This is a genomic window from Acidovorax sp. LjRoot66, assembly GCF_964253305.1.
GTDB lineage: Bacteria > Pseudomonadota > Gammaproteobacteria > Burkholderiales > Burkholderiaceae_C > Acidovorax.
This window is the reverse complement of the sequence record NZ_CAXUQU020000001.1, coordinates 3,654,809-3,676,473: the sequence shown is the minus strand read 5'-3', so window position 1 is coordinate 3,676,473 and position 21,665 is coordinate 3,654,809. Positions and strand designations below refer to the sequence as shown.

Genomic DNA, 21,665 nt, shown 5'->3' with positions numbered 1-21,665 from the left:
GCGCTCAGGGCGCTGGTCCGGTCCGATTGGTGGGCTTTTCAATGCTGATCGCCTGCAGGCGCTGGTCGCCGCTGCGCAGCAGGCGCTCCACGTCGGCATCGGACAGCACCGCTTGGATATAGCTGAAATCCGAGCCCCACTGCGGTGTTCCGATGACGGTGTAGGGATCGAGCGCGCTGTCCAAAAGGCGTTGGTTGGACCTGCGGTACGGCGCCACACTGGCAGGGGTGCTGGTCATGTAGGCGCGTTTGAGCGAAAGAGACACGCGTGTCTGCCCCGCACCCTGTGGGTTGCCGTAGGGCTGCGCGCTGATGTTGGCAGGGCGCATGGGCAGGTAGCCCACGGGCCTCATGGCGATGATGCCCCGCTGCTCCCCGGCCAGTTCTGCCAGCCCTTGTTCGTTGGCCCGCAGCAGCATGGTGCCATTGCGCTCCACCCCCGAAATGTCCAGCACGGTGATGGCGCCGCTCGCCGTGGTGGCGGGCGGGGGGTACATGGGCACGCCCAGCACGGTCAGCAAGGCCAGTGCGGACTGCACGGCTGTGCGCTGTTGCTCCGGGGTCTGGATCAGTTGGCTGGCTTCGCCGGTGTGGCGGTCGATGTCAAACTCGGTACCGGGCACATCGACGGTGATTTCCACATCCACCTTGCCGTTGGCGCTCTGGCGCAGGCGGCGCTCGATCTCGTCCAGGCCGTTTTCCCTGGACAGGAAGGTGTCGTACCACCACTCACGGCCAATGGCCACCCTGCGCGCGGTACTGCTAGCCTGCAGTATCTCCAGGCCCGGCTCGGTCACCCACAAGATGACGCCGCCCAGCGGGTTGACCCTGCGCCCGCCCGGCAGCACCTCGCTGCCCAATTCGGTCACCACCTGCTGGATGCGCGCCTGCAGCTCCACCGCCCGGCGGTCTGCCGGCATGGTGAGCGCATCGAACCCCGTAAGGACCCACACATATATCGGTGCATTGCCCGTGCCGAAGCGCTTGATCCTGTCGCGCATCTCGTCGTATTCGTAAGGGCTGGTCTTTTGCGCATGAACGGACTGCAGTGCGGTGAGAAGGATCAGGGCCAGCATGGCCAGGGCGTTGCGAAGTCGCATAGGTCTCCAGTGCAAACGGATGGACTGGAGCTTGTACCTTGAAGACGGGCCGAAGGCCAGCGCCAAAATGGGTGGTGACAGCGGCGGTAGCCCCGCTGGGGGTCAGGACACCGTATCCGAAAAATCCGGCCGCACATCCACCGGCGTCCACTCCATGTCGCCGCAGATGATCAGGCGCTGGCCGTCACGCTCGAAGCCCACGGACAGGGTGATGCACATGCTCAGGCTCTGCATGGTGCGGTAGGGGCGCGTGACCTGTACCACGCCGACGTCGCCCAGGGCGCGGCGAAAGTAGGGCCGGCGCGACCAGCGGGCGCCCGTGGTGTCGCGCAGCGGGGCGAAGGCGTCGCGCTCGGCCAGCACCGGCCCATGCCCCCCGGAGAACAGGTTGGTACCCACCTGGTGGCCGCTGGCGTCCAGCAGGTAGCAGACATCGGCATTGGGCAGCCCGAGAAAGGCGGCGCAGGCCTCGGCCAGGGAGGCGCCGGCCTGCATGCCGGCGCAGGCGTGCACCATGGTCTGTACATAGGGCTGCAGGCGGTCGCGGTACTCGCGGCGCTGATCGTGCCAGCGGTCGCCGCACAGGGCCCAGGTTTCTTCGATCTCTGCGCAGGTATGGTCAGGCGGCAGCAATTGCGCGGCGGGCCGGCCGAAGAAGTAGCCCTGCACGAAGTCCGTGTCGGAGTCGAGCGCGATGACGGCTTCCTCACGCCGCTCTATGCCTTCCATGAGGACCAGCGCGCCGCACTCGTGCAGCAGCGAGACCATCTGGGTGGTCACGCGCCGCACGGTCTGGCTCTGCGCAGCCTTGACGACCACGCTGCGGTCGAGCTTGACGAGCGTGGGCGCCAGGGTGAACACCCGGTCGAAGTTGGAGTGGCCGGCGCCGAAGTCGTCCAGCGCCAGCAGAAAGCCCTGGGCCTTGAGTTCCCGCACCTGCGCTTCGAGATCGACGTGGTCATCGATCGCGGTCTCCAGGATCTCGACGACGATCTGGTGGGGCGCCAGGCCCGACTGGCGGCAGACCTGCAGCAGGCGCTGCGAGGCAGTCATGGCGTTGCCACTGGAGAAGATGGAGGCATCCACGTTCAAAAACAGCCAGTGCGCCTGCCTGGGAAAGCGCGCAAAGCTGCTGGCGTGCAGCTCGCAGGCGGCCACATCGAGCGCGGTCTGCTCTTCGACCGACTGGCAGCGGGCGAAGAGTTCGGGCGGCGGCACGGGCGTGCCGTCGGGCGTGGTACCCCGGAGCAGGGCCTCGTAACCCACCACGCGGCGATGGGCCAGGCTGAATATCGGCTGGAAGTGGGATTTGAGCGAAATCGTCACGGCAAGGGCGCGCGGCCGATGCACGCACCGCCCTTGTTGGCGGACCTGGGCGGGTGGGAGACTGCAGGCTGGGGTTGGTGCATGGGTGTCGGGGTGCGTAAGGCCTTCAGAGTATCAGCATTTTCCGTGCCATGCCCCACCGGGCACACCCCGGTCGGAACAAGCGTTGCATTCAAAGCCCTGCAAAGCCCGAGGGCACAAATGAAACAGGATGTTTTCCCACCTGCCTACAATGCACGGTCCCCGCATTGGAGTGCCCATGGCGCCAGCCCACACCGTCCGTGATTTCGAGCAGTTCCAGGCCGTTCTGGCCACCAGCGGGGTGCGCGACGCCCTGGCCTACCTGGCAGGCCTCACGGACTACCGTTTCATCGGCATCTGGCGCTTTCAGGATGGCAAGGCCGATGCGGCCGTGCATTTCGACAAGGAAAACCCGGACACCCTGCGCGCGCAGGCCGTGGCGGAAACCGCCACCTACTGCTGCTATGTGCGCGACAGCAAGGGCGTGTTCAAGACCGCCCACGCCCTGCTGGACCCGCGCACCGAAGGCCACCCTGCCCGCGAGGCGGTCCCCGCCTACTGCGGCGTACCGGTCATGGACTCCGGCGGCACGCTGCTGGGCACCCTGTGCCACTACGATGTGGTGCCGCGTGACCCCGAGCAGATCAACCTGGAGCTGATGTTTGCCGTGGTCAGCGCGCTGGCGCAAGGCGGGCATGTGCCGCCGTACCCGCCAGCACCGTGAATACCCCCTGATCGCCTCGTGCCGCCGCCAAAGGGCGACGCGGCCAGGCGGCTGCGGGCGTGGGTGGGGCGTACTGACTGCTTCAAGGGCCGGGACTGTTACGCACTCCCGGCATACCGCTGCGCCATCAGTTGCTCGAAGTTCTCCAGCGGCACCGGCCGGCTGAACAGGTAGCCCTGCCACAGCTGGCAGCCGTGCTGCGCCAGGAACTCGCGCTGTGCCGTGGTTTCCACACCCTCGGCGATGACGTCGATGCCCAAGCTCTGCGCCATGCCGATAATGGTCTGCACGATGAGCGCGTCGGTCTGCTGGATGCCGATGTTGCGCACAAAACTCTGGTCGATCTTGAGCTGATCGAGCGGCAGCCGCGTGAGGTAAGACAGCGAGGACTGCCCGGTGCCGAAGTCGTCCATCGAGAAGCCCACGCCCAGCGCCCGCAGCGCGTTCATGCGGGCAATGGTGTGCTGCACGTTGTCCAGCGCCATGCTCTCGGTCAGCTCCAGCTTGAGGCGGTCGGCGCGGGCGCCGGTTTCGCTGAGCACGGCAAACACCTGGTCGACGAAATCGCCCTGGCGGAACTGGCGCGCGCTCACGTTCACGGCCAGCTGCAGGTGGCTGCGGGCGGGGTCGTCCTGCCACCGGCGCAGCTGCAGGCAGGCGGTGCGCAGCACCCACAGGCCGATGGCCAGGATCTGCCCGGTCTCTTCGGCCACGGGAATGAACTCGCCGGGCATGACCAGGCCGCGCACGGGGTGCTGCCAGCGGATCAGCACCTCGGCACCGATGGCCCGCTCGCCCTGCCCCACCTGCACCTGGTAGTACAGGCGGAATTGCTCTTCGGCCAGGGCAGCGCGCAGGTCATTCTCCATCGCGGCGCGGGCGGTCACGGCGGCCTGCATGCGCGGGTCGAAAAAGCGCACGGCGTTGCGCCCGGCGGTCTTGGCGGCGTACATGGCCAGGTCGGCGCGCTTCATGAGTTCGTCCACCGACTGGCTCTGCCCGGTGAACAGCACGGCACCGATGCTGGGCGTGCTGTGCACATGGTGCAGGGCCAGCTGGTAGGGCTGGTTCAGCGCGGCGAGCACCTTGGTGCCCACCGTCTGGGTGTGCTCTGCCGCCTCGGTGGGCTCGCTGCTCATGCCCTTGAGCAGCAGAAGGAACTCGTCGCCGCCCAGGCGCGCCACGGTGTCGCCCTCGCGCACGCAGGCTTTGAGGCGCTGGGCCACCTGCTGCAGCAGCACGTCGCCCATGTCGTGGCCCAGGGTGTCGTTGAGGTTCTTGAAGTGGTCCAGGTCCAGGCACAGCAACGCACCGTACTGGCCCGAGCGGGCGCTGCTGGCAAAGGCCTGCTGCAGCCGGTCCATCATCAGGCGCCGGTTGGGCAGCAGGGTGAGCGGGTCGTAGAAGGCCAGGTGCTCGATTTCCCTGGCGGCGGCCGCTTTCTGCGTGATGTCGCTCAGCGAGGCCACGTAGTGGGTGATCCGCCCCTGAGCGTCCTTGACGGCCGTGATGCCCATCTGGTGAAGGTTCACCTGCCCGTCCTTGCAGCGGTTCCAGATTTCGCCGCTCCATTCACCCACGCTGTCCAGGGTCCGGCGCAGGCCGGCAAAAAAAGCCTCGTCGTGCTGCCCCGAGGCGAGAAAACTGGCACGCCGGCCCACGGCATCGGCACTGTCGTAGCCGGTGATCTTGGTGAAGGCGCGGTTGGTGCGCAGGATCACGGTGTCGGCATCGGTGACCAGCATGCCCTCTTGCGACTCGAAGGCGATGGCGGCAATGCGCAACTCTCGCTCGGCATTCTTGCGCTCGGTGATGTTGTTGCCGATGCCCCGGTAGCCCAGGAAATTGCCGTCCGCATCGAACATCGGCGTGCCGCTCACCGAGACCCACTCCACCGCACCGCCCGTGGAGCGGCGGGGGTACTCGAAATCGCGAAATTCGCGGTGCTCGCGCAGGGTCTGTTCGTGCTGCTCCCAGTCCACCGCAATGCCATCCGACGCAGCGACCCCGCCGCCGTCGTCGGTAGACACCTCTTGCCGGGTCTTGCCCACATGCCACTGGGGGTCCGGCAGCGTGCGCTTGGCGGCCTCTCCCTCCAGCGTCACGAAGCGCAGTTGGGCGTCCTGCTCCCAGTACCAGTCGGAGGACAGCATGGTGAGCGTGCGAAACCGCGCCTCGTTGTCTTCGAGCTGGCGGCGCACGCTGTACGATTCGGTGACGTCGCTGAACACCAGCACCACCCCGGTGATCTCGCCTGCGGCATTGCGGATCGGGGCCGCGCTGTCGGCGATCTGGTACTCGGTGCCGCCCCGGGCGATCAGCGTGGTGTGGTTGGACAGCTCCACCACCTGGCCGCTGCCCATGACCAGTTGCACCGGGTCCTTCGATGGCTCGCGGGTGCGCGCATTGACGATGCGAAACACGTCCGCCAGCGGCCGCCCCCGCGCCTCGCGCAGGGGCCAGCCGGTCATCTGCTCGGCCACGCCGTTCATGCGCACCACCTGCCCCGCGGCGTCGGTGGCCACCACTGCGTCGCCGATGGAGTCCAGGGTGATGGCCAGGTTCTCCTCGCTCTGGCGCAGTTCGCCCTCGGCCTGCTGGCGGGCCTGGGCCATGTGGTTGAAGCGCTGCGCCAACTGGGCCAGTTCGCGAAAGCCCGTCTCGGGCACCGCAGCCACCTGCTGGCCCTGGGCGAGCTGGTCGGTGGCCCGCAGCAGCCGTGCCAGCGGCTTGCCCACGCCGCGGCGCACCCCTTCATGCGCCAGCATGAACGAGGCCAGCAAGCCCAGCAGCAAAAAGCCGATGTCGCGCCACATCTGACGTGCGACCTGGGCATACAGCGCATCGAGCGGCACCGACAGGCGCATGCTGGCCACCGGCCGGCCCTGGGATTCGAGCAGGGGCCGCGCCACCTCGATGTAGCGGGCACCGTTTTCGGCCTCCAGCAGGCTGGCACCGCCCCGCAGGGCCTGTGCGCCAGCGCCCGGCTGGGGCAGGTCGGGCTGGGTGCCAAGTTCCTGCGCATCGGGCGGAAAGCGCGCGATCACCCGGCCATCGGGGCCGAGCACGCGGGCCACGGCCCCCTGGGGCAGGCCCAGTTCGTGCAGGCGGCGGCTCCACCAGTCGAGCGACACCACGGCCACCGCCGCGCCCAGCACGGCGCGGGTCTCTGGGTCGATCAGCGGCTGTGCAAAGCTCACGCTGGCCAGGCCGACCGCCGGGTCCACCTGGAAGCTGCCTACCGAAAACTCGCGCGCCACGATGGCCCGCAGGAAGTAGGGCTGGTCGGTCAGGTTCACCGGCGCCCTGGGCGGCACGGCGCTGCAGCGCAGATCGCCATCGGCGCGGGGCAGGCCGATGTTGATATAGGTGGCGTTGAGCGCCAGCACCTCCGCCAGGTAGTGCGAGCAATCGGGGGCATCGAGCTGCTGCGCCCGGCGGGTCGTGGCCAGTTGCTGCAAAAAGGTGCGCGTGGTGTCGATCAGGCTCTGCTGGCTGTAGGCCAGGGTGCGGGTGATCAGCAACGCATTTTCGCGCGCCGCGGCCACCGACTCCTCGCGGTTGGCCTTTGCCTGGTAGGCCACCAGCACCAGGGCGGGCAGCGTGGCCACCAGGATCAGCAGCCGTATCCTGGCGGACAGGGAGCCCGTAGCCAACGGCGGCAAAGCACGCATGGGGCCTTTCGCGAAAGAGGAAGGATGGGCAGGCGGCCAGCCAGCGGCGGCCACAAAAACATCTGGATACATCGTAACCGCTGGCGGGGTGTGCGCGGCGAGCTTGCGGGTAAACCATCCGACAAGCGGGCGCCTGCGGAACTCCTCAGCCAAAGGTCTTATCATTGTCCTATGCGTCGCGGCCCCCTGTTCTATCTGCTGATGGTGGTGCTGGTCTTTCGGGGCCTGGTGGGCACCGCCATGGCCGCAGGGATGCTGCCCATGCAGCATGGGCCGGCGGCGATAGCGCCGGCTGCGGTTGCAGACCACCATGTCCAGCACGGCCACGCATCCGCAACCGATGCAGCCCACACCGCAGACCATGGCAGCACGCATGGTGGCGGGCATGGCGGCACCGATGCGGGTGCGCTGGCCTGCGACGGCAGCGCGCCCACCAGCACTGGCTGCGCCACGCACAGCCAGCACGCCAACTGCACGGCCTGCGAGATCTGCCACACGGCCCTGATGGAGCCACCGGCCATGCCGGCTGCGCCCCTGCCGCTGCTTGCCGGCGCCGCCCCTGCGGCCGCCACCCCGTTTGACAGCGCCACCGCCGCGCTGGCCATCAAGCCGCCCATAGCCTGAGGCTGCCCCCCCGGGGGGCCTGTTCAGGCCCATTCGGGAGCGCCTGGCAAACCACTGCCCACCACAGCGGCGCCCCTTGCGCGCCGTTGCCCTGGCGCATGGGCTTGCACTTCGCCCCCCTGCCTGAACTGCCCCCGCCCCGAGCCCGCCCGCCCCTGCACGCTCAGACAGCCCCGGTATCTCGATACCGCGCGCACACCGCAGGCCACGGCGCCGTTCCCTTCCCGTTTTCTTCTGGAGACCGCACCATGCGCGACCTCTTACCCGTTCTTCGCTGGCCCTTGCTGCGCCCTTTGGGATGGCTGGCCTTGTTGCTGCCCGCCATGGCAGGGGCACAGCCGCCTGCTGCTGCCGACCCGGCCCCGGCGGCAGTGCCCCAGGCCCCCCACGCCCCGCTGGCTTACACCCCCATGCAGCCACAGCCGGGCGTTGATGCACCCTTGGCCGACTGGCGCACCGCCCACCAAGCCGTCGCCGCCTTCCCGCGCGGCCACGCCGACATCGTGCGCTGGGAGGCCGGCCAGGGCACGGCCCCGGCGGCCCACCACCAGGGCCACAAGCCATGAGCGCGACCGCACGCACGCTCCCCCGCTGGCCTGCCGTGGCCCTGGCCGCATGGCTCACAGGCTGCGCCAGCGTGTCGCCCGATGGCCTGCGCGGCGACGTGCAGACCCTTACCCAGGGCCGCACCGGCATCGCCGATGCCGCCCTGCCCGCCGTCGACCCGGCCGCGCGCGACAAGGCACGCCAGGCCATCGACGGCTGGCTGGCCCAGCCGCTCACGCAGGACGCGGCCGTGCGCATCGCCCTGCTGCACAACCCCGGCCTGCAGGCCCGGCTGGCCGCGCTGGGCGTGGCCGACGCCGAGCGCGTGCAGGCCATCACCCTGCCCAACCCGCAGTTCTCGATCGCGCGGCTGGCCAACAGCCATGAGCGCGAGATCGAGCGCACGCTGGCCTTCAGCCTGCTGGACCTGGTCACCTTGCCCTGGCGCATGGAGCGCCAGGCCGAGCGCATGCAGGTGGCCACGCTGCAGGCCGCGCAGGAGGTGGTGGCCCTGGCCGCCGACACGCGCCGCGCCTGGCTGCGCGCCGTGGCTGCCGAGCAGGTGGCTGCCACGCACGAACGCATGGTGGAGGCCGCCGAGGCCGGTGCAGAACTGGCGCGCCGCATGGCCCGCGTGGGCAACTTCAGCCGCCTGCAGCATGCGCGCGAGCAGGCCGTGCTGCAGGAAGCGAATGCCCAGCGAGCCCGCGCCCGCCTGGCTGCCGCCACCGCGCGCGAGCAGCTCAGCCGCAGCATGGGCCTGTGGGGGGCGCAGACGGGCTACACCCTCGCCGAACAGTTGCCGGCCCTGCCCGCCACGGCGCTGCCTGCCGATGGGATCGAGGCCACCGCGCTGCGCGAGCGCCTGGACGTGCAGGCCGCGCGCCGCCAGCTCGACACCGAGGCACGCCAGCAGGGCTGGGCCCGCGCCGGCGCCGTGTTCGGCGACCTGGGCCTGGCCTACAGCCGCAACACCACGACCGAGCGCGAGAGCAGCCACCGCGAGACCACGCGCGGCTGGGAGCTGGATGTGCCGCTGCCCCTGTTCGACTGGGGCGGCGCCGCGCGCACCCGTGCCCAGGCGCGCGTGGAGCAGAGCGCCGCCACGCTGCAGGACACCGCCGTGCGCGCCCGCAGCGAGGTGCGCAGCGCCTGGCTCACCTACCGCACGGCGCTTGACCTGGCACGCCAGCAGCGCGATGAGGTGGTGCCGCTGCGCCAGCTCATCGCGGGCGAAACCACGCTGCGCTACAACGGCATGCTCGCCAGCGTGTGGGAGCTGCTGGCCGAGGCGCGCGCCAGCACGCAATCGGTGGCCGGCGCCATCGAGGCGCAGCGCGACTTCTGGCTGGCCGAGACCGATCTGCAACTGGCCCTCACGGGCACCTCACCGGGCGCCCTGCAGGGCCTCGCCTCCGGCGCCACCGCCGCATCCACCCCACAAGGCCACTGACATGCAAAGACGCCATTTCTTCACGGCAGGCGCCGCCACGGCCGTGGCCACCGCCGCCGTCAGCCGCGTGGCCCTGGCTGCGCTGCCCGAGCCCGCCCTGCAGGCCAGCGCCGACACCGCGCCGCCGCTGCACCCGCCCACCGGCAGGCCCTACAACCCCGTGGTCACCCTGAACGGCTGGACCGCGCCCTGGCGCATGAACGCCGGGGTCAAGGAGTTCCACCTGGTGGCCGAGCCCGTGGTGCGCGAGGTCGCGCCGGGCTTTGTGGTCAACATGTGGGGCTACAACGGGCAAAGCCCCGGCCCCACCATCGAGGTGGTCGAGGGCGACCGCGTGCGCATCTTCGTCACCAACCGCCTGCCCGAGCACACCTCCGTGCACTGGCACGGGCAGCGCCTGCCCAATGGCATGGACGGCATCGCCGGGTTGAACCAGCCGGCCATCCAGCCGGGCAAGACCTTCGTCTACGAGTTCGTGGCACGGCGCCCCGGCACCTTCATGTACCACCCGCACGCCGACGAGATGGTGCAGATGGCCATGGGCATGATGGGTCTGTGGATCACCCACCCCAAGGCCGCGCACCCGCACATCGCCACGGTGCAGCGCGACTACGCCTTTTTGCTCAACGCCTTCGACGTGGAGCCCGGCGCGCGCACGCCCAAGGTCAACACCATGCTGGACCACAACATCTGGTGCTGGAACAGCCGGGTCTTCCCGGCCATCAGCCCGCTGGTGGCGCGCCAGGGCGAGCGCGTGCGCATCCGCGTGGGCAATCTCACCATGACCAACCACCCCATCCACATCCACGGCCACGAGTTCGAGGTGACCGGCACCGACGGCGGCCCCGTGCCCAAGGGCGCGCGCTGGCCCGAGGTGACCACCGACGTGGCCGTGGGCCAGATGCGCCAGGTGGAGTTCATCGCCGACGAGCCCGGGGACTGGGCCTTTCACTGCCACAAGAGCCACCACACCATGGGCGCCATGGGGCACGACGTGCCCACCATGATCGGCGTGGACCACAAGGGCCTGGTCGGCAAGATCCAGAAGATCGTGCCCGACTACATGGTGATGGGCGAGCGCGGCATGGCCGACATGGGCGCCATGGAGATGCCGCTGCCCGACAACACCTTCCCCATGATGACCGGTACCGGCCCCTACGGCCCTCTGGAGATGGGCGGCATGTTCACCACCCTCAAGGTGCGTGCCAACCAGGCCGCGGGCGACTACCGCGACCCCGGCCACTACGCCCAGCCGCCCGGCACCCAGGCCTATGAATGGCAGGGCACGCCCGCTGCCACGCCCGCCCCGCCGCGCACCACTGCGCCGGGCAGCGCGCCCGGTGCTGCCAATGCACGCAAGCCCGCAGCGACCGGCGGCCACCACCAGCATTGATCCCCATCCAAGGAAACACCATGAACAACCTCCAATCGCTGAGCCGCCTGACCCTGCACCTTGCAACCGCCGCTACCCTGCTGGCCAGCACCGGCGCCGCATGGGCCCATGGCAACGCACCCCATGGCACCGCCCCCAAGGCCGCCCTGCCCGCCCAGCAGCAGGACTGGGGCATTGCCGGCCACCCCAAGGCCGTGCAGCGCACCATCACCCTCCGCATGGGCGACGACATGCGCTTTGCCCCCGCCCACATCGAGGTGCACGAAGGCGAGACCGTACGCCTGGTGGTGCACAACCAGGGCCATCTGCTGCACGAGATCGTGCTCGGCAGCCAGACAACCCTGGCCCAGCATGCCGAGATGATGGCCAAACACCCCGGCATGGAACACGACGAGCCCTACATGGCCCACGTCGCCGCCGGCAAGCGCGGCCAGATCGTCTGGCAGTTCAACCGTGCGGGCCGCTTCGACTTTGCCTGCCTGATCCCCGGCCACTACCAGGCCGGCATGGTCGGCACCATCAATGTGCTGCCCCGCAAGGGCTGACTACCGACAAGAAAGCCCATCCCATGACAAACGTACCAACCACCCCCAGCACCCGCCGCGCCTGGCTGGCCACCACCCTGCCCCTGCTGGCCGCAGGCGCCCTGCCCTTTGCTGTGAATGCTGCGCCACCCACGCCAGTGGAAGTCTGGAAAGATCCGAACTGCGGCTGCTGCCAGGACTGGGTGGACCACATGCAGGCCAACGGCTTCAGCGTGAAGGTTCACGACACCGGCAACAACGCCGTACGCGCCCGCCTGGGCCTGCCGCAAAAGCTCGGCTCGTGCCACACCGCGCTGATCGGCGGCTACCTGGTCGAGGGCCATGTGCCCGCCAGCGACGTTCGCACGCTGCTGCGGCAAAAGCCCGACGCGCTGGGCCTGGCCGTGCCGGGCATGCCCATCGGCTCGCCCGGCATGGACGGCCCCGCCTACGGCGGCCGCAAGGACAGCTATGCCGTGCTGCTGGTTGCACGCAACGGCAGCACCCGCGTTTTCAAGAACTACCCCGGCAATCAGAAGGCATCGACATGACCCACCACACCACCCACCCACTGCGCATCGCCCTGCTCGCCACCACACTCCTTGTCAGCGCGGCAACCGCCTTCGCCGGCGACGACCATGACCATGGCGAAGACCACGGCAGCCACGCGGCGCCCGCCGCGGCCCAGGCGACCAAGGCCCCTGCTGCCGCCACACCGGAGCTCAGCGAAGGCGAGGTCGTGCGCTGGGACGCCGCCAGCGCCAAGGTCACGCTGCGCCACGGCCCCATCCGCAACCTGGACATGCCGCCCATGACCATGGTGTTCCGCATCACCGACCCGGCCCAGGCCGCGCAGGTCAAGGCGGGGGCCAAGGTGCGCTTTCGCGCCGAACAGCAGGCCGGCGCCTATGTGGTGACGCGCATCGAGCCGGTGGCGAACTGAGAGCACACCGCCTTACGACAGAGAACTCACTCCTCCGGCGCCAGCTCCAGCACCTCGCGAAAGCGCTGCGCCTGCAGCATCTCCTGCGCATCGCGCCCCTGCCCCACGAATACCCGCACACCCGCCAGGCCCGTGCCCACGAACTGCGGCAGGATGGGCAGCGGCACCGACTGGCTTTGCCCGGCAAGCGGCGCGTTGCTGGCCGCAGCGGGCACCGGCGAGCGCAGCAGGCTCCACTGGCCCTGCTCGTCCAGCTGCATCCAGGTGCGCAGGTCTGCAGTGGCAAAGACGTAGAGGTTGGTGGCGCCGCTGCCCGCACCACCATCACCGGCACCGAACACGTCCGCGTTGAACGACAGCGTGCGCAGGTTGCCCGCCAGGCGCGTCTTGACACGGAATGGCGGACGGCTTGCCGCAGGCACATTGGGTGTTGCCGGGTCGAGATCCAGGTCGCCTGTGCCGGCCTCGTTGCTGACGGGAATGGGCTCTGCGGTATTGGCATGGATACCTGCGCCCAGTTGCCCGTAGCGGCCCTGGCCCCAGGCCCAGACGGTGCCGTCGGCAAGGCGGAAATGAACAGTTCCGTTGCGTTTTCCGCGCGCCAACCCCAGTGTCTGCTCATCCGCGCCGATGGACAGCTCCCTGATCGGCGCATGCAGCCGCAACTGCTGGCCGAGATGCTCGTTGAAGAATTTGCCGTAGCACTGCGCAGAGCCATCTTCCAGGACCGCGCAGAAGCTCAGGTCATGGGTGCGGATGGCAGTGGCCTTCTGCCCCAGGGGCAGCAGCATGGGGGTGTTGACAGTGCGCTCGACGAATGGAAGGGCCGCGCCATCCTGGCCGGCGATTCCATAAAAAGTGCGGTCACCCCAGAACCACACTCCGCCCGAGGCGTCCAGGGCATACGACGCCTTGGCGCTCACATCTCCGATAGAGGCCACCTGCACGATGGAGGGCGGCAGGCCAAGCACCTTGCGCGGAAGTGCCTGCCAGGCAAAGAACTCCGCCATGCCAATCCCGGGTGGGGGTCGGGCAATGCCTGCACCGCTGCCGATGGTCCACACGGACCCGTCGACTCCGAGGATTGCACCGTAGTCATAGCTGCCTACTGCGGCATCCCTCGCCAGCGGCATGCCGGTGGATCGGCTCACCATGGCCGCCTGGTAGGCATTGCCGGGCCGGCTTTCACTGCCCCAGCCGTTGGAGCTCCAGACGCTTCCCGAGGCATCCACCGCAAGCCATTGGTCCAACCCGACAGCCAGCTTCACGACCGGTGCAGGCAATGGAAAGTGGGTGGGCGTCTGCGAATAGCGCCCCATGTCGAAGTACCTGGCCAGGTCGAACACGGCAGCGCCCAGGCCCCAGGCAAAAATTCTTCCATCGTTGAGCAGCGCATAGCTGCCTGTGGGCTGCGCATGCACGCTCGCGGCGCCCGCAGGCAAGGCCACGCGCCCCGGACTGGACAGGCCACTGATCTCGCTTGCCGGTGTGGCCAGATGCCCGCTGGTATTGGAGCCCATGCCGTAGAGCTTGCCATCGCGTGTGATGTACAAAAGGCCCGGGCGCAGATAGATCCCCTCGCTGGCATAGCCACTCGCATCGATCACATCGGTGGCGACGCGTCGCAAAGTCAGGCGCACGCCGGGAGCTTCCCCTTCAATCACGTCTTTCCATTGCCAGAGATCGCCACCAGAGGTCAGCCCCAGCATGCTCCAGCTGCCCGCAATGGTGCGCTGGATATCCACGCCAGCGCGCACCAGATCCGGATGGATCCGCAGCATGTACGAAAAGCCGCTACTGTCCTTCGATGTCTGGACAGGCGGGCAAAAGGTTTTTGGCGGCGGCGGCACATCCAACTGGCTGGGAAAGTTGGGCTCGGTCCCCCATTTCCAAAATTTTCCATCCCGGTCCAAGCCATACACCAGGGAACTCGGGAACCTCGGCTGCTGGTACAGAGGTGTTGCGCGGTTGGACGGATTGGCGACGATGACGATGTCCCTGAGCGGGGGCAGATCTGCCATGGCCACAGGCCCTGTGAATGCAGGCGAGCCAGCACAGGCAACCCCCTCGCCCCAAGACCACACCTTGCCCTGGTCGTCCAGCGCAATGGTGGTTTTACCACCCTGCTGAATCTGCGTGAGCCGCGCAGGCACCTGCGCTGCGCGCTCGGGCGCCGTGGCGTCCACACCGGAGGGCAGCGGCCCCCACCACCAGGGCTGCCCATCCTTGTCGATCAGAAACGAGGGCAGGTATTCATCGCCATTGGTGATGGCGGTAGCCCCCCTGAAAATCACCTTGGGTGTGCTTCGGTCCGCGAGCGTGCCATCGCCCAACTGCCCTTTGCGGTTGGTGCCCCAGCTCCATACGTTGCCTTCGGCATCGAGGACCAGCGCTCCGGCCGCACTGGCACGCACGGCAACGGCCCTGGACGGCAGCCCGATCTCGCGCGCAACATCGGCATACACGGTTTTGCCAAAACCCAGCTGGGCTTGGCGGTTGTCGCCCCAGGCCAGCACGCTGCCATCGGGCTGCAGTGCCAGCCCGTGGCGCGAACCCGTTGCAATGCTCTGCGCCTGCACGGCGCCCGATGAACCCAGGCCCGCAAGCAGCGCGGGCAGCAGACAGGCCAAAGCCTGACACCAGGGTGGTGTCGTTGTCATGGTGATCCTTCCTCTCTTGTTTTATCGCCCCATTGTGGTGCTCCGCTGTCGCAAGAGAGGTGATACCCGTCACGTTCAAACGCCCTCAAAGCACACTGTTACATCGGGGCCGAAAACAGGTCGACTGCTGGACCTGCTGACCGCGCTTTTCCACCGCCCATAATCACAGGCCATGACGACCTCAACGACAACCACTTTTCCCTCTTCCGGCACCCACGCCAACCACGACGCCGGCAGCATCACCCGCGTGCCCGGCATCGAGGTCGGCCACTTCACCGACACGCGTCGGCCCACGGGCTGCACCGTGATCCTGGCGCGCGAAGGCGCAGTCGGTGGGGTGGACGTGCGCGGCGCCGCGCCCGGCACGCGCGAGACGGACCTGCTCGACCCGTCGAACCTGGTGGAAAAGGTGCATGGCATCATGCTGGCGGGCGGCAGCTCGTGGGGGCTGGATGCCGCCAGCGGCGCGGTGCGCTGGCTGGAGGAGCGCGGCATCGGCTTCGACGTGGTGGTGGGGCGCCTGCCCCTGGTGCCCAGCGCCGTGCTGTTCGACCTGCTGGTGGGCGACATGCGCGTTCGCCCAGATGCCGCCGCCGGCTACGCCGCGTGCGAGGCCGCCTCGCGCGCCGACCCGGCCGAGGGCAATGTGGGCGCGGGCACGGGCGCCGCCGTGGGCAAGATCTTCGGCATCCACAACGCGATGAAGGGTGGCATCGGCACGGCATCGGTCACCGTGGATGGCGTCACTGTTGGCGCGCTGATCGCCTGCAACGCCCTGGGCGATGTGATCGACCCCGACACGGCGCAGGTGATCGCCGGCGCCCGCACCGACGATGGCCGCCACCTGCGCGACACGCGCCGTGCCCTGCTGCGCGGCGAGGCACCCAAGCCCCTGCTGGCAGGCACCAACACCACCATCGGCGTGATCGCGACCGATGCCACCATCACCAAGGCGCAGGCCCACCGCCTGGCCGTGGCCGCGCACGACGGCCTGGCGCGCAGCATCAACCCGGTGCACACCATGTCCGATGGGGACACGCTCTTCACCCTGGGCACGGGCGTCTCGGGCAAGAACCCGGGGATGATGGTGCTGTCGACCATGGCGGCCGAGGCCACGGCGATTGCCACGGCGCGGGCCGTGCGCGCGGCGCGGTCGATCACGACGGTGGAGGGGCTGTACCTGCCTTGCGCCGGCGATCTGGCCTGAACTGGCCGCCGACTCCCGGCGCTGTGAAATCCCTCAGGGGGCCGATGCCCGGAATGCCTTGCGGTAACGCCGCAGGTTCCTGGCCTTGGGCCCCGTGGGATATTGCGTCAGTTCCATGGTGCAGCCCACCTTGGCAAGTGCTGCAATCAGCTCGGCGGGGAATCTATCGGACTGGACAATGACGCTGCGCATGGCGATACCAAAGTCCACGCATGCGACCTCCACACCTTTGACGGTGCGCATGGCCTGCAACGCCTGGTCGTGGTCATTGAGGAAGCGGATCGCATCCGCCTGTTGCAACTCCAGCTCTTCGAACTCCGCATCGCTGATCTGCAAAACCACCCCCGAGGTGCGGGCCAATCTGCTGTTCGGCCTGGAACTCAAAGGCTCACCCCGCCGCCATACATTGATGGGCTCCACAGGACTCAGCGCAAGCAATTGCGCCACGTCCGCGTCAGGTCCATTGAAAGAAAGAATGCAGCCCATGTGCCTCCCGCTCGCTCACACCACTTCAATCCGGTTGCACCCATTCTTCTTGGCCGCATACAGCCGCTGGTCCACCGCATCGATGAAGTCCACAGGCTTGGCGTAGCCACCCGGCATGGCGGTGCCCACGCCGATGCTCAGGTCGGACAAGTCCATGGTCATTGCTCCCTGTCGATTCTTCACACCAATGGCTCAGCTTACCGCCACCGGGCGGCTGTGCACGGTCGCAATCCCATTCCAGTACCAATAGAAAAACCCGCCCTCGGTCTGCAGCAGCGTGTGCGTGGTGATGCTGTTCTGACGGATATTGCCCCAGCAGGCCCGGGCCGAGTTGCGGTTGTTGTGCAGGTCGATCACCGCCGCCGGGTCGCTGCTGGCCGGCTTGGGCGGCACGTAGAGCGCGCTGCCGCGCGGCACCCACAGGTCGGCCAGGCGTATCTTGCCCAGCGCCGGCCAGTAGCGGCCCACCGAGATCACCAGCGGCTGGGTGGGGTCGGTGGAGGCGAACACATGCGGAAAATCATGGTGCTCCAGGTCGGTACAGACCACGCTGAGCAGGGCATTGCCGGTACCCTGGTACGGTGACCAGTGGCCGGCGAAGGCGCCGTATTCGTACTCCACCTGCTGCAGCGCGGTGACCGGGCTCTCGATCCGCACCGCCTGCCCCGGCTCCACCAACGTCATGCCAAACGCCGCCGCCATGCTGCGCGTGGCCCACAGCGGCGCAAACTCCACCTGCTCGGCCGCAAAACCCAGCTGAGTTTCCACACCCCAGGGCGGCGTTGGCTTGACGCCCAGCACGTCGGCCACCAGGTACTCGTTGCCCACTGCCAGGGCCGGGTCGGTGGCGGCGGGTGTGAGCGGCGTGACGTCGGCGGGCGGATCGGCCAGGTAGACGGGGGCGCCGCCGTCGTTGTAGAAGAACGGGGTCTTGGCGGTATCGACCTGGGTCTCGTAGATGTCCTTGATGAACAGCGGGGCGTCGAGGTGGGGTCCGGGCATCGGGGTGTTCCTTCTTTTCTTTTGCGGTGCTTTTGTCCAGCCGTTTCTGGCTGCAAGAGCCGTGCCCCTCTCCAGGCGCGGCCCTGCGTTGGCACTATAGCGGCGCCGGATGACTGCCTGGGTCGTCGAGCCCATGGCCATCCGCCAACACCGTGTTCCGCAGTAAGGCTCTGTGGTAGCGCAGTTCCTGCTGCTGGGCGCGACGATGGCGGTGCCCCCTGGGCCTGCGGTTGGGGGCGCAGGAGTGATAGCCGCTACGGCGGCTTCACAGCCCGGTGCTCATCAAGGCTCCGTGCCTTCAGTGACCCGGCGGTAGGTAATCTCGCGGCCCTCGCGGTTGTCTCTGCCCGTGAAATCCGTGCGGGTCAGCGACGTGAGCTGGTAGGTGGCGTAGCGGATGCCACCGCCTGAGAACTGGCGGCCGGCTTGTTGAAGATAGCGGCGCTTGAAATTGGTGCCGTCATAAGTCCATTCGCCGCTGTAATGCTCGCTTTGCGTGGTGCCATCCGGCGCCACGACCTTCGCGTGTTCGCTGAATTTTCCGTCTTGGCCCAGGGCAACGACCATACGCATCTTGGACCCCTCGAACTCGGCCTCGCGCAGCCAGGTGCCGACCAGGCGGCCCCGGGTTTCCTCGATGCGGGCACTGTGCGCGTCGTCACAGCCACACAGCACAAGGGGCAGGAACAGCGCAGCGGCGAGCAGAGGCTTCTTCATACGCGCAGCATCATAGACAGATCGATGCGCCTGCCCCCGCGCCCAGCCCGGTTCAACGACCGAGCTTCGCCCGGAGCCTATCGAGCCCTTTGCGGGCCAGTTCACCCGTGCGCTGCGCCCCATGCTGGACTTGCTCGGCGGTGGGCAACGCGTCCTGCGCTGCGCGGGTGGCGCTGCGCAGGGTTTCGGCCGCCTGGCCTGTCAGCTCACCGCCGCGCTTCTTCAATTCCTCCACCTGCTGGGCGGTGGGCATCTGGTCCCGGGTCCAGCTGGCGGCCTTGCCCACGGCGCCCGCAATCTGACCGGGCAGTTCGGTACCACGCATTCTGAGTTCCTCCATCTGCTGCACGGTTGGCAGCTGTTCCTTGGTCCATATTGCCGCCTTGCCGGCCACCTCGGCCACCTGGCCACTGTATTGGCCCGCGTGCTCCCTGGCGCGGGTCCAGGCCTTGGCCACTTCGCCGGGCGGTGGCGTCAGCAGGGTCTGCTGCACCTGGGCCAACAACTGCCGTTCGGGGTCGGCCAGCGGCGCCCCGCCCGCCTCCAGCATCTGCGCCAAAAAGCGGCCCATCTCCGCCGCGATCACCTTGTGGTTGCAGTCCGGGTTGGCATGCAGGAAGGTCGAGAGTTCGCGCGCCAGCTCGCCCGCCGCCGCATCGGCCAGGCCGGGCTCGATGGCGGCCATGGCCTGTGTGACGAAGCGATCATCCAGCCCCCACTCGTCCACCAGATGCGCGGCCAGAAACGCGCGCCGCTGCGGCGCCACTGTGCCATCGGCCGAGGCGGCCAGCCGCAGCGACAGCGGCGCGATCAGGTCGAACAACGCCAGCCCCAGAGTGTCCAGCGGGGTGTTGAGGTAGCGGGGGATCTCGATGACCCGGCTGCCCTTGGAATGGCCGAGCCAGCGGTACATGCCATAACAGGCACCGCCCGAGGCAAGCGCGGCAAAGGCCACCCAGCCCACGGGCGTTGCCGCCGCGCCCACACCCAGCGCCCCCATCAGGCCCGAGGGCGCAAAGAACGCCGATGCCACCAGGCCGGACTTGGCGATGGCCGCCCCGGCGCCGGCTGCACCCAGTACGTCCCAGAGTTCGCGGCCCCGGTTGACCATGCGCAGCGAGGCATAGGCGTTCTCGCCGATGGCCAGCTTGGCCTTGAAGCGCAGCGGCTCGGCCACGACGCGTTCGACACCGTCCAGGCCGGGCATGGCCTGTTGCTGTTGCTGTTGCTGTTGCAGCAGCAACGCGTTGGGTTCTTCAACCTTGGCTATCTCGCTCACACTGCAACTCCCGTGGTTGGTGGATGGGTCATTGAATTGGATGATCGCATGGGGCAGGCAAAAACCCAATCCCGTTTCTACGGCGAGGCGCAGGGGCATGGCACCTGCCCCATTACCCGCCAAAGTCGAGCTGCAGGTACCCCGGAGCCAACGCCTGCAAAAAGCTGCGCGCATCGCCCAACTGCCCCGCCGACAAGGCCCCGGTGAGCCCCCCGCCCGCGCCCAGTATGCGACCGACGGCCTGCGCGGCCAGGGGGCCGGTGATGGCGTAGATGTCCTGCCCGCTGGCGCTGGCGCGGCGCTCCTCGTTGCCCCGGCGTACCACCACCTCCACAAGAAAGCGCTGGGCCGAGCGGCCCGATGCGTCCACGGCCACGGGCGCCGGGGTATCGGCGGCGCGCAGCTCGGTGAGCGGGGTTTCGTTCATCCACGCGGGCACGTCGGGCACGCGGATGTGGTGGGCGATGGTGACGGCATCGGCGCTGGAAAAGCCCACCACGCCCTGCTGGCCGAACGGCGCGGCAAAAGCCCAGGTCTTGCGCGGGGCCACAGCGGGTGGTGCCTGGAACTGGCCGTTGGCATACACCACGTGGCGGCCGGCGTTGCGCTGGCCGGTCTTGCGCGTGCCCTCGGTGGGGTGCCAGCTGTCCAGGGCGATATGCAGCTCGATGGCATCGGCGCCGGGCCAGTCACCGAGGACGCTGGTGGCAAGCAGGTCGCCCAGCGCGCCATAGAAGGCCACGGCGGGCGCGGCACACAGGCAGGCGGCGGTGAAGCGCTCGCCCCACTGCGCGAAGACCTCGCGCGACGTGGGCTGCTCGGCCGACACGTCCACATAGTGCACGCTGGCGTGCAGCGCGGCCTGCAGCAGTTGGGGCGCACTGTCGGCAAAGGGGCCGGCGCAGTTCACGACCAGCGCACTTTCGGCCAGCAGGCGCGTGAGCGCAGCGGCATCGTCGAGCTCTGCCACGCGCAGTTGGTCCGAAGGGGCATCTGGGAATGCCGCCTGCAGCTTGCCTATGTCGCGCCCGGCCAGCAGCACAGCGTGGCCCTGTTCGCGCATGGCCTGCACCACGAAGCGCCCGGTGTGCCCAGCAGCTCCGTAGACCAGCACGGGGCGCAGTGCAGTGGAAGAAGAAGACGAAGCGGTGGAGGTGTTTTCGATCACGATACAGACCTGTACGTTTTATTGAAGGTGGCGCGATGCTACATACAGGTCTGTATCGTGTCAACCCGGGATATGGGACAATGCCGGCATGAGCCCTACCGCCGCCCGCAAGACCACCAGCGCAGCCCATTCAGACCCGGGGGCGCTCACCACCGCGAACATGCCGCCCATGGGCGACGTACAGCAGCGCATTCTCGACACGGCCTGCCAGCTGTTCTATGCCGAGGGCGTGCGCGCCGTGGGGATCGACCTGGTCATCGAACGCGCGCAGATCGCCAAGACCAGCCTGTACCGCTACTACCGCACCAAGGACGACCTGGTCGCCGCCTTTCTGGAGCGCGAAGACCGGGAGTTCTGGCAGCAGTGGGACGGAGCCGTTGCACCGCACGCACCCGATGCCGCCGCCGAGCTCGACGCCCTGCTCGCCTGGGTGGGCGAGCGCGTGGCGCGCCCCGGCTACCGCGGCTGCCCGCAGCTCAACGTGGCAGCGGAGTTTGCCGACCCGACACACCCGGCCCGCGCCATATCGGCCGCGCACCGGCTGGAGCAGAAGAGGCGCCTGGCCGCGCTGTGCAAGCGCATGGGGCTGAAAAAGCCCGAGGTGACGGCATCACAGCTCTCGCTGCTGATCGACGGGGCCTTCAGCAGTGGCTCGTTGCTGCTGGGCGACAGCGCGGGCAAGGTGCTGCGCGCTGCGGGGCGCGCGCTGGTCGAAGCGGCGGGCTGAGGGCCCTGCCCTGCGAACCTGCTGCCCGAAACCACCGCAAGGGAGTTTTTGCCACAGTGGCAATCACCCGCTTGTTACCAGCCCGACGATGG

Annotated in this window: 20 protein-coding genes; 10 read left to right on the top strand and 10 right to left on the bottom strand. The window is 68.4% G+C overall.

What is annotated here, in order from left to right; genetic code table 11:
• Nucleotides 1–4 precede the first annotated feature (4 nt).
• Nucleotides 5–1,099, bottom strand: coding sequence for a hypothetical protein (locus ACSQ3Y_RS17295; RefSeq protein WP_436178221.1), 1,095 nt, complete (start codon nucleotides 1,097–1,099; stop codon nucleotides 5–7).
• A gap of 102 nt (nucleotides 1,100–1,201) precedes the next feature.
• The gene (locus tag ACSQ3Y_RS17290; RefSeq protein WP_436178220.1) at nucleotides 1,202–2,425 is read right to left on the bottom strand and encodes a sensor domain-containing phosphodiesterase; all 1,224 of its coding nucleotides are present in this window, start codon (nucleotides 2,423–2,425) and stop codon (nucleotides 1,202–1,204) included.
• A 259-nt stretch (nucleotides 2,426–2,684) separates the two neighbouring features.
• On the opposite strand from ACSQ3Y_RS17290, the gene ACSQ3Y_RS17285 reads away from it, so the two are divergent.
• Nucleotides 2,685–3,170 carry a GAF domain-containing protein gene (locus tag ACSQ3Y_RS17285; protein WP_436178219.1) on the top strand — a complete coding sequence of 162 codons (486 nt, stop codon included), beginning with the start codon at nucleotides 2,685–2,687 and terminating at the stop codon, nucleotides 3,168–3,170.
• 98 nt (nucleotides 3,171–3,268) lie between these two features.
• On the opposite strand, the gene ACSQ3Y_RS17280 is transcribed toward ACSQ3Y_RS17285, so the two are convergent.
• Nucleotides 3,269–6,844, bottom strand: coding sequence for a bifunctional diguanylate cyclase/phosphodiesterase (locus ACSQ3Y_RS17280; protein ID WP_436178218.1), 3,576 nt, complete (start codon nucleotides 6,842–6,844; stop codon nucleotides 3,269–3,271).
• 171 nt (nucleotides 6,845–7,015) lie between these two features.
• Here ACSQ3Y_RS17280 and ACSQ3Y_RS17275 point away from each other — a divergent pair, with 171 nt between their 5' ends.
• From ACSQ3Y_RS17275 to ACSQ3Y_RS17245, 7 genes are all read left to right on the top strand, one after another.
• Nucleotides 7,016–7,468 (top strand): hypothetical protein, encoded by a 453-nt coding sequence (locus ACSQ3Y_RS17275; protein ID WP_436178217.1) that lies wholly within the window; start codon nucleotides 7,016–7,018, stop codon nucleotides 7,466–7,468.
• Between the two features lie 248 nt (nucleotides 7,469–7,716).
• A complete protein-coding gene (locus tag ACSQ3Y_RS17270; protein WP_157422165.1) occupies nucleotides 7,717–8,034 on the top strand; it encodes a hypothetical protein in 318 nt (105 codons plus the stop codon).
• Nucleotides 8,031–9,467, top strand: coding sequence for a TolC family protein (locus ACSQ3Y_RS17265; protein ID WP_436178216.1), 1,437 nt, complete (start codon nucleotides 8,031–8,033; stop codon nucleotides 9,465–9,467). The genes ACSQ3Y_RS17270 and ACSQ3Y_RS17265 overlap by 4 nt, the downstream gene beginning before the upstream one ends.
• A gap of 1 nt (nucleotide 9,468) precedes the next feature.
• Nucleotides 9,469–10,860, top strand: a complete 1,392-nt coding sequence (locus tag ACSQ3Y_RS17260) for a multicopper oxidase family protein (RefSeq protein WP_436178215.1) — start codon at nucleotides 9,469–9,471, stop codon at nucleotides 10,858–10,860.
• A 20-nt stretch (nucleotides 10,861–10,880) separates the two neighbouring features.
• Complete coding sequence (locus ACSQ3Y_RS17255; protein ID WP_436178214.1) at nucleotides 10,881–11,405, top strand: cupredoxin domain-containing protein; 525 nt, start codon at nucleotides 10,881–10,883, stop codon at nucleotides 11,403–11,405.
• 23 nt (nucleotides 11,406–11,428) lie between these two features.
• Nucleotides 11,429–11,935 (top strand): DUF411 domain-containing protein, encoded by a 507-nt coding sequence (locus ACSQ3Y_RS17250; RefSeq protein WP_428000966.1) that lies wholly within the window; start codon nucleotides 11,429–11,431, stop codon nucleotides 11,933–11,935.
• Nucleotides 11,932–12,327 (top strand): copper-binding protein, encoded by a 396-nt coding sequence (locus tag ACSQ3Y_RS17245; protein WP_057204585.1) that lies wholly within the window; start codon nucleotides 11,932–11,934, stop codon nucleotides 12,325–12,327. The genes ACSQ3Y_RS17250 and ACSQ3Y_RS17245 overlap by 4 nt, the downstream gene beginning before the upstream one ends.
• Before the next feature lie 26 nt (nucleotides 12,328–12,353).
• Here ACSQ3Y_RS17245 and ACSQ3Y_RS17240 read toward each other — a convergent pair whose 3' ends face one another.
• Nucleotides 12,354–14,987, bottom strand: a complete 2,634-nt coding sequence (locus ACSQ3Y_RS17240; RefSeq protein WP_428000967.1) for an RCC1 domain-containing protein — start codon at nucleotides 14,985–14,987, stop codon at nucleotides 12,354–12,356.
• Nucleotides 14,988–15,159: 172 nt separating this feature from the next.
• On the opposite strand from ACSQ3Y_RS17240, the gene ACSQ3Y_RS17235 reads away from it, so the two are divergent.
• On the top strand, nucleotides 15,160–16,194 hold the full coding sequence (locus tag ACSQ3Y_RS17235; protein WP_428000968.1) for a P1 family peptidase: 1,035 nt from the start codon (nucleotides 15,160–15,162) through the stop codon (nucleotides 16,192–16,194).
• A gap of 33 nt (nucleotides 16,195–16,227) precedes the next feature.
• On the opposite strand, the gene ACSQ3Y_RS17230 is transcribed toward ACSQ3Y_RS17235, so the two are convergent.
• From ACSQ3Y_RS17230 to ACSQ3Y_RS17205, 6 genes are all read right to left on the bottom strand, one after another.
• Nucleotides 16,228–16,554: a hypothetical protein gene (locus ACSQ3Y_RS17230; RefSeq protein WP_428000969.1), complete on the bottom strand. Its 327-nt coding sequence runs from the start codon at nucleotides 16,552–16,554 to the stop codon at nucleotides 16,228–16,230.
• 141 nt (nucleotides 16,555–16,695) lie between these two features.
• Nucleotides 16,696–16,836, bottom strand: coding sequence for a hypothetical protein (locus ACSQ3Y_RS17225; protein ID WP_428000970.1), 141 nt, complete (start codon nucleotides 16,834–16,836; stop codon nucleotides 16,696–16,698).
• A 36-nt stretch (nucleotides 16,837–16,872) separates the two neighbouring features.
• Nucleotides 16,873–17,682, bottom strand: coding sequence for a hypothetical protein (locus ACSQ3Y_RS17220; RefSeq protein ID WP_436178213.1), 810 nt, complete (start codon nucleotides 17,680–17,682; stop codon nucleotides 16,873–16,875).
• A 282-nt stretch (nucleotides 17,683–17,964) separates the two neighbouring features.
• Nucleotides 17,965–18,399, bottom strand: coding sequence for a hypothetical protein (locus ACSQ3Y_RS17215; RefSeq protein WP_436178212.1), 435 nt, complete (start codon nucleotides 18,397–18,399; stop codon nucleotides 17,965–17,967).
• A 52-nt stretch (nucleotides 18,400–18,451) separates the two neighbouring features.
• Complete coding sequence (locus ACSQ3Y_RS17210) at nucleotides 18,452–19,678, bottom strand: hypothetical protein (protein ID WP_436178211.1); 1,227 nt, start codon at nucleotides 19,676–19,678, stop codon at nucleotides 18,452–18,454.
• Nucleotides 19,679–19,790: 112 nt separating this feature from the next.
• Entirely contained in the window at nucleotides 19,791–20,846 is a 1,056-nt protein-coding gene (locus ACSQ3Y_RS17205; RefSeq protein ID WP_436178210.1) for a saccharopine dehydrogenase NADP-binding domain-containing protein, read from the bottom strand.
• An 88-nt stretch (nucleotides 20,847–20,934) separates the two neighbouring features.
• Between ACSQ3Y_RS17205 and ACSQ3Y_RS17200 the strand changes: the two genes are divergently transcribed.
• Nucleotides 20,935–21,573, top strand: a complete 639-nt coding sequence (locus ACSQ3Y_RS17200; RefSeq protein WP_436178209.1) for a TetR/AcrR family transcriptional regulator — start codon at nucleotides 20,935–20,937, stop codon at nucleotides 21,571–21,573.
• The last annotated feature ends 92 nt before the right edge of the window (nucleotides 21,574–21,665 follow it).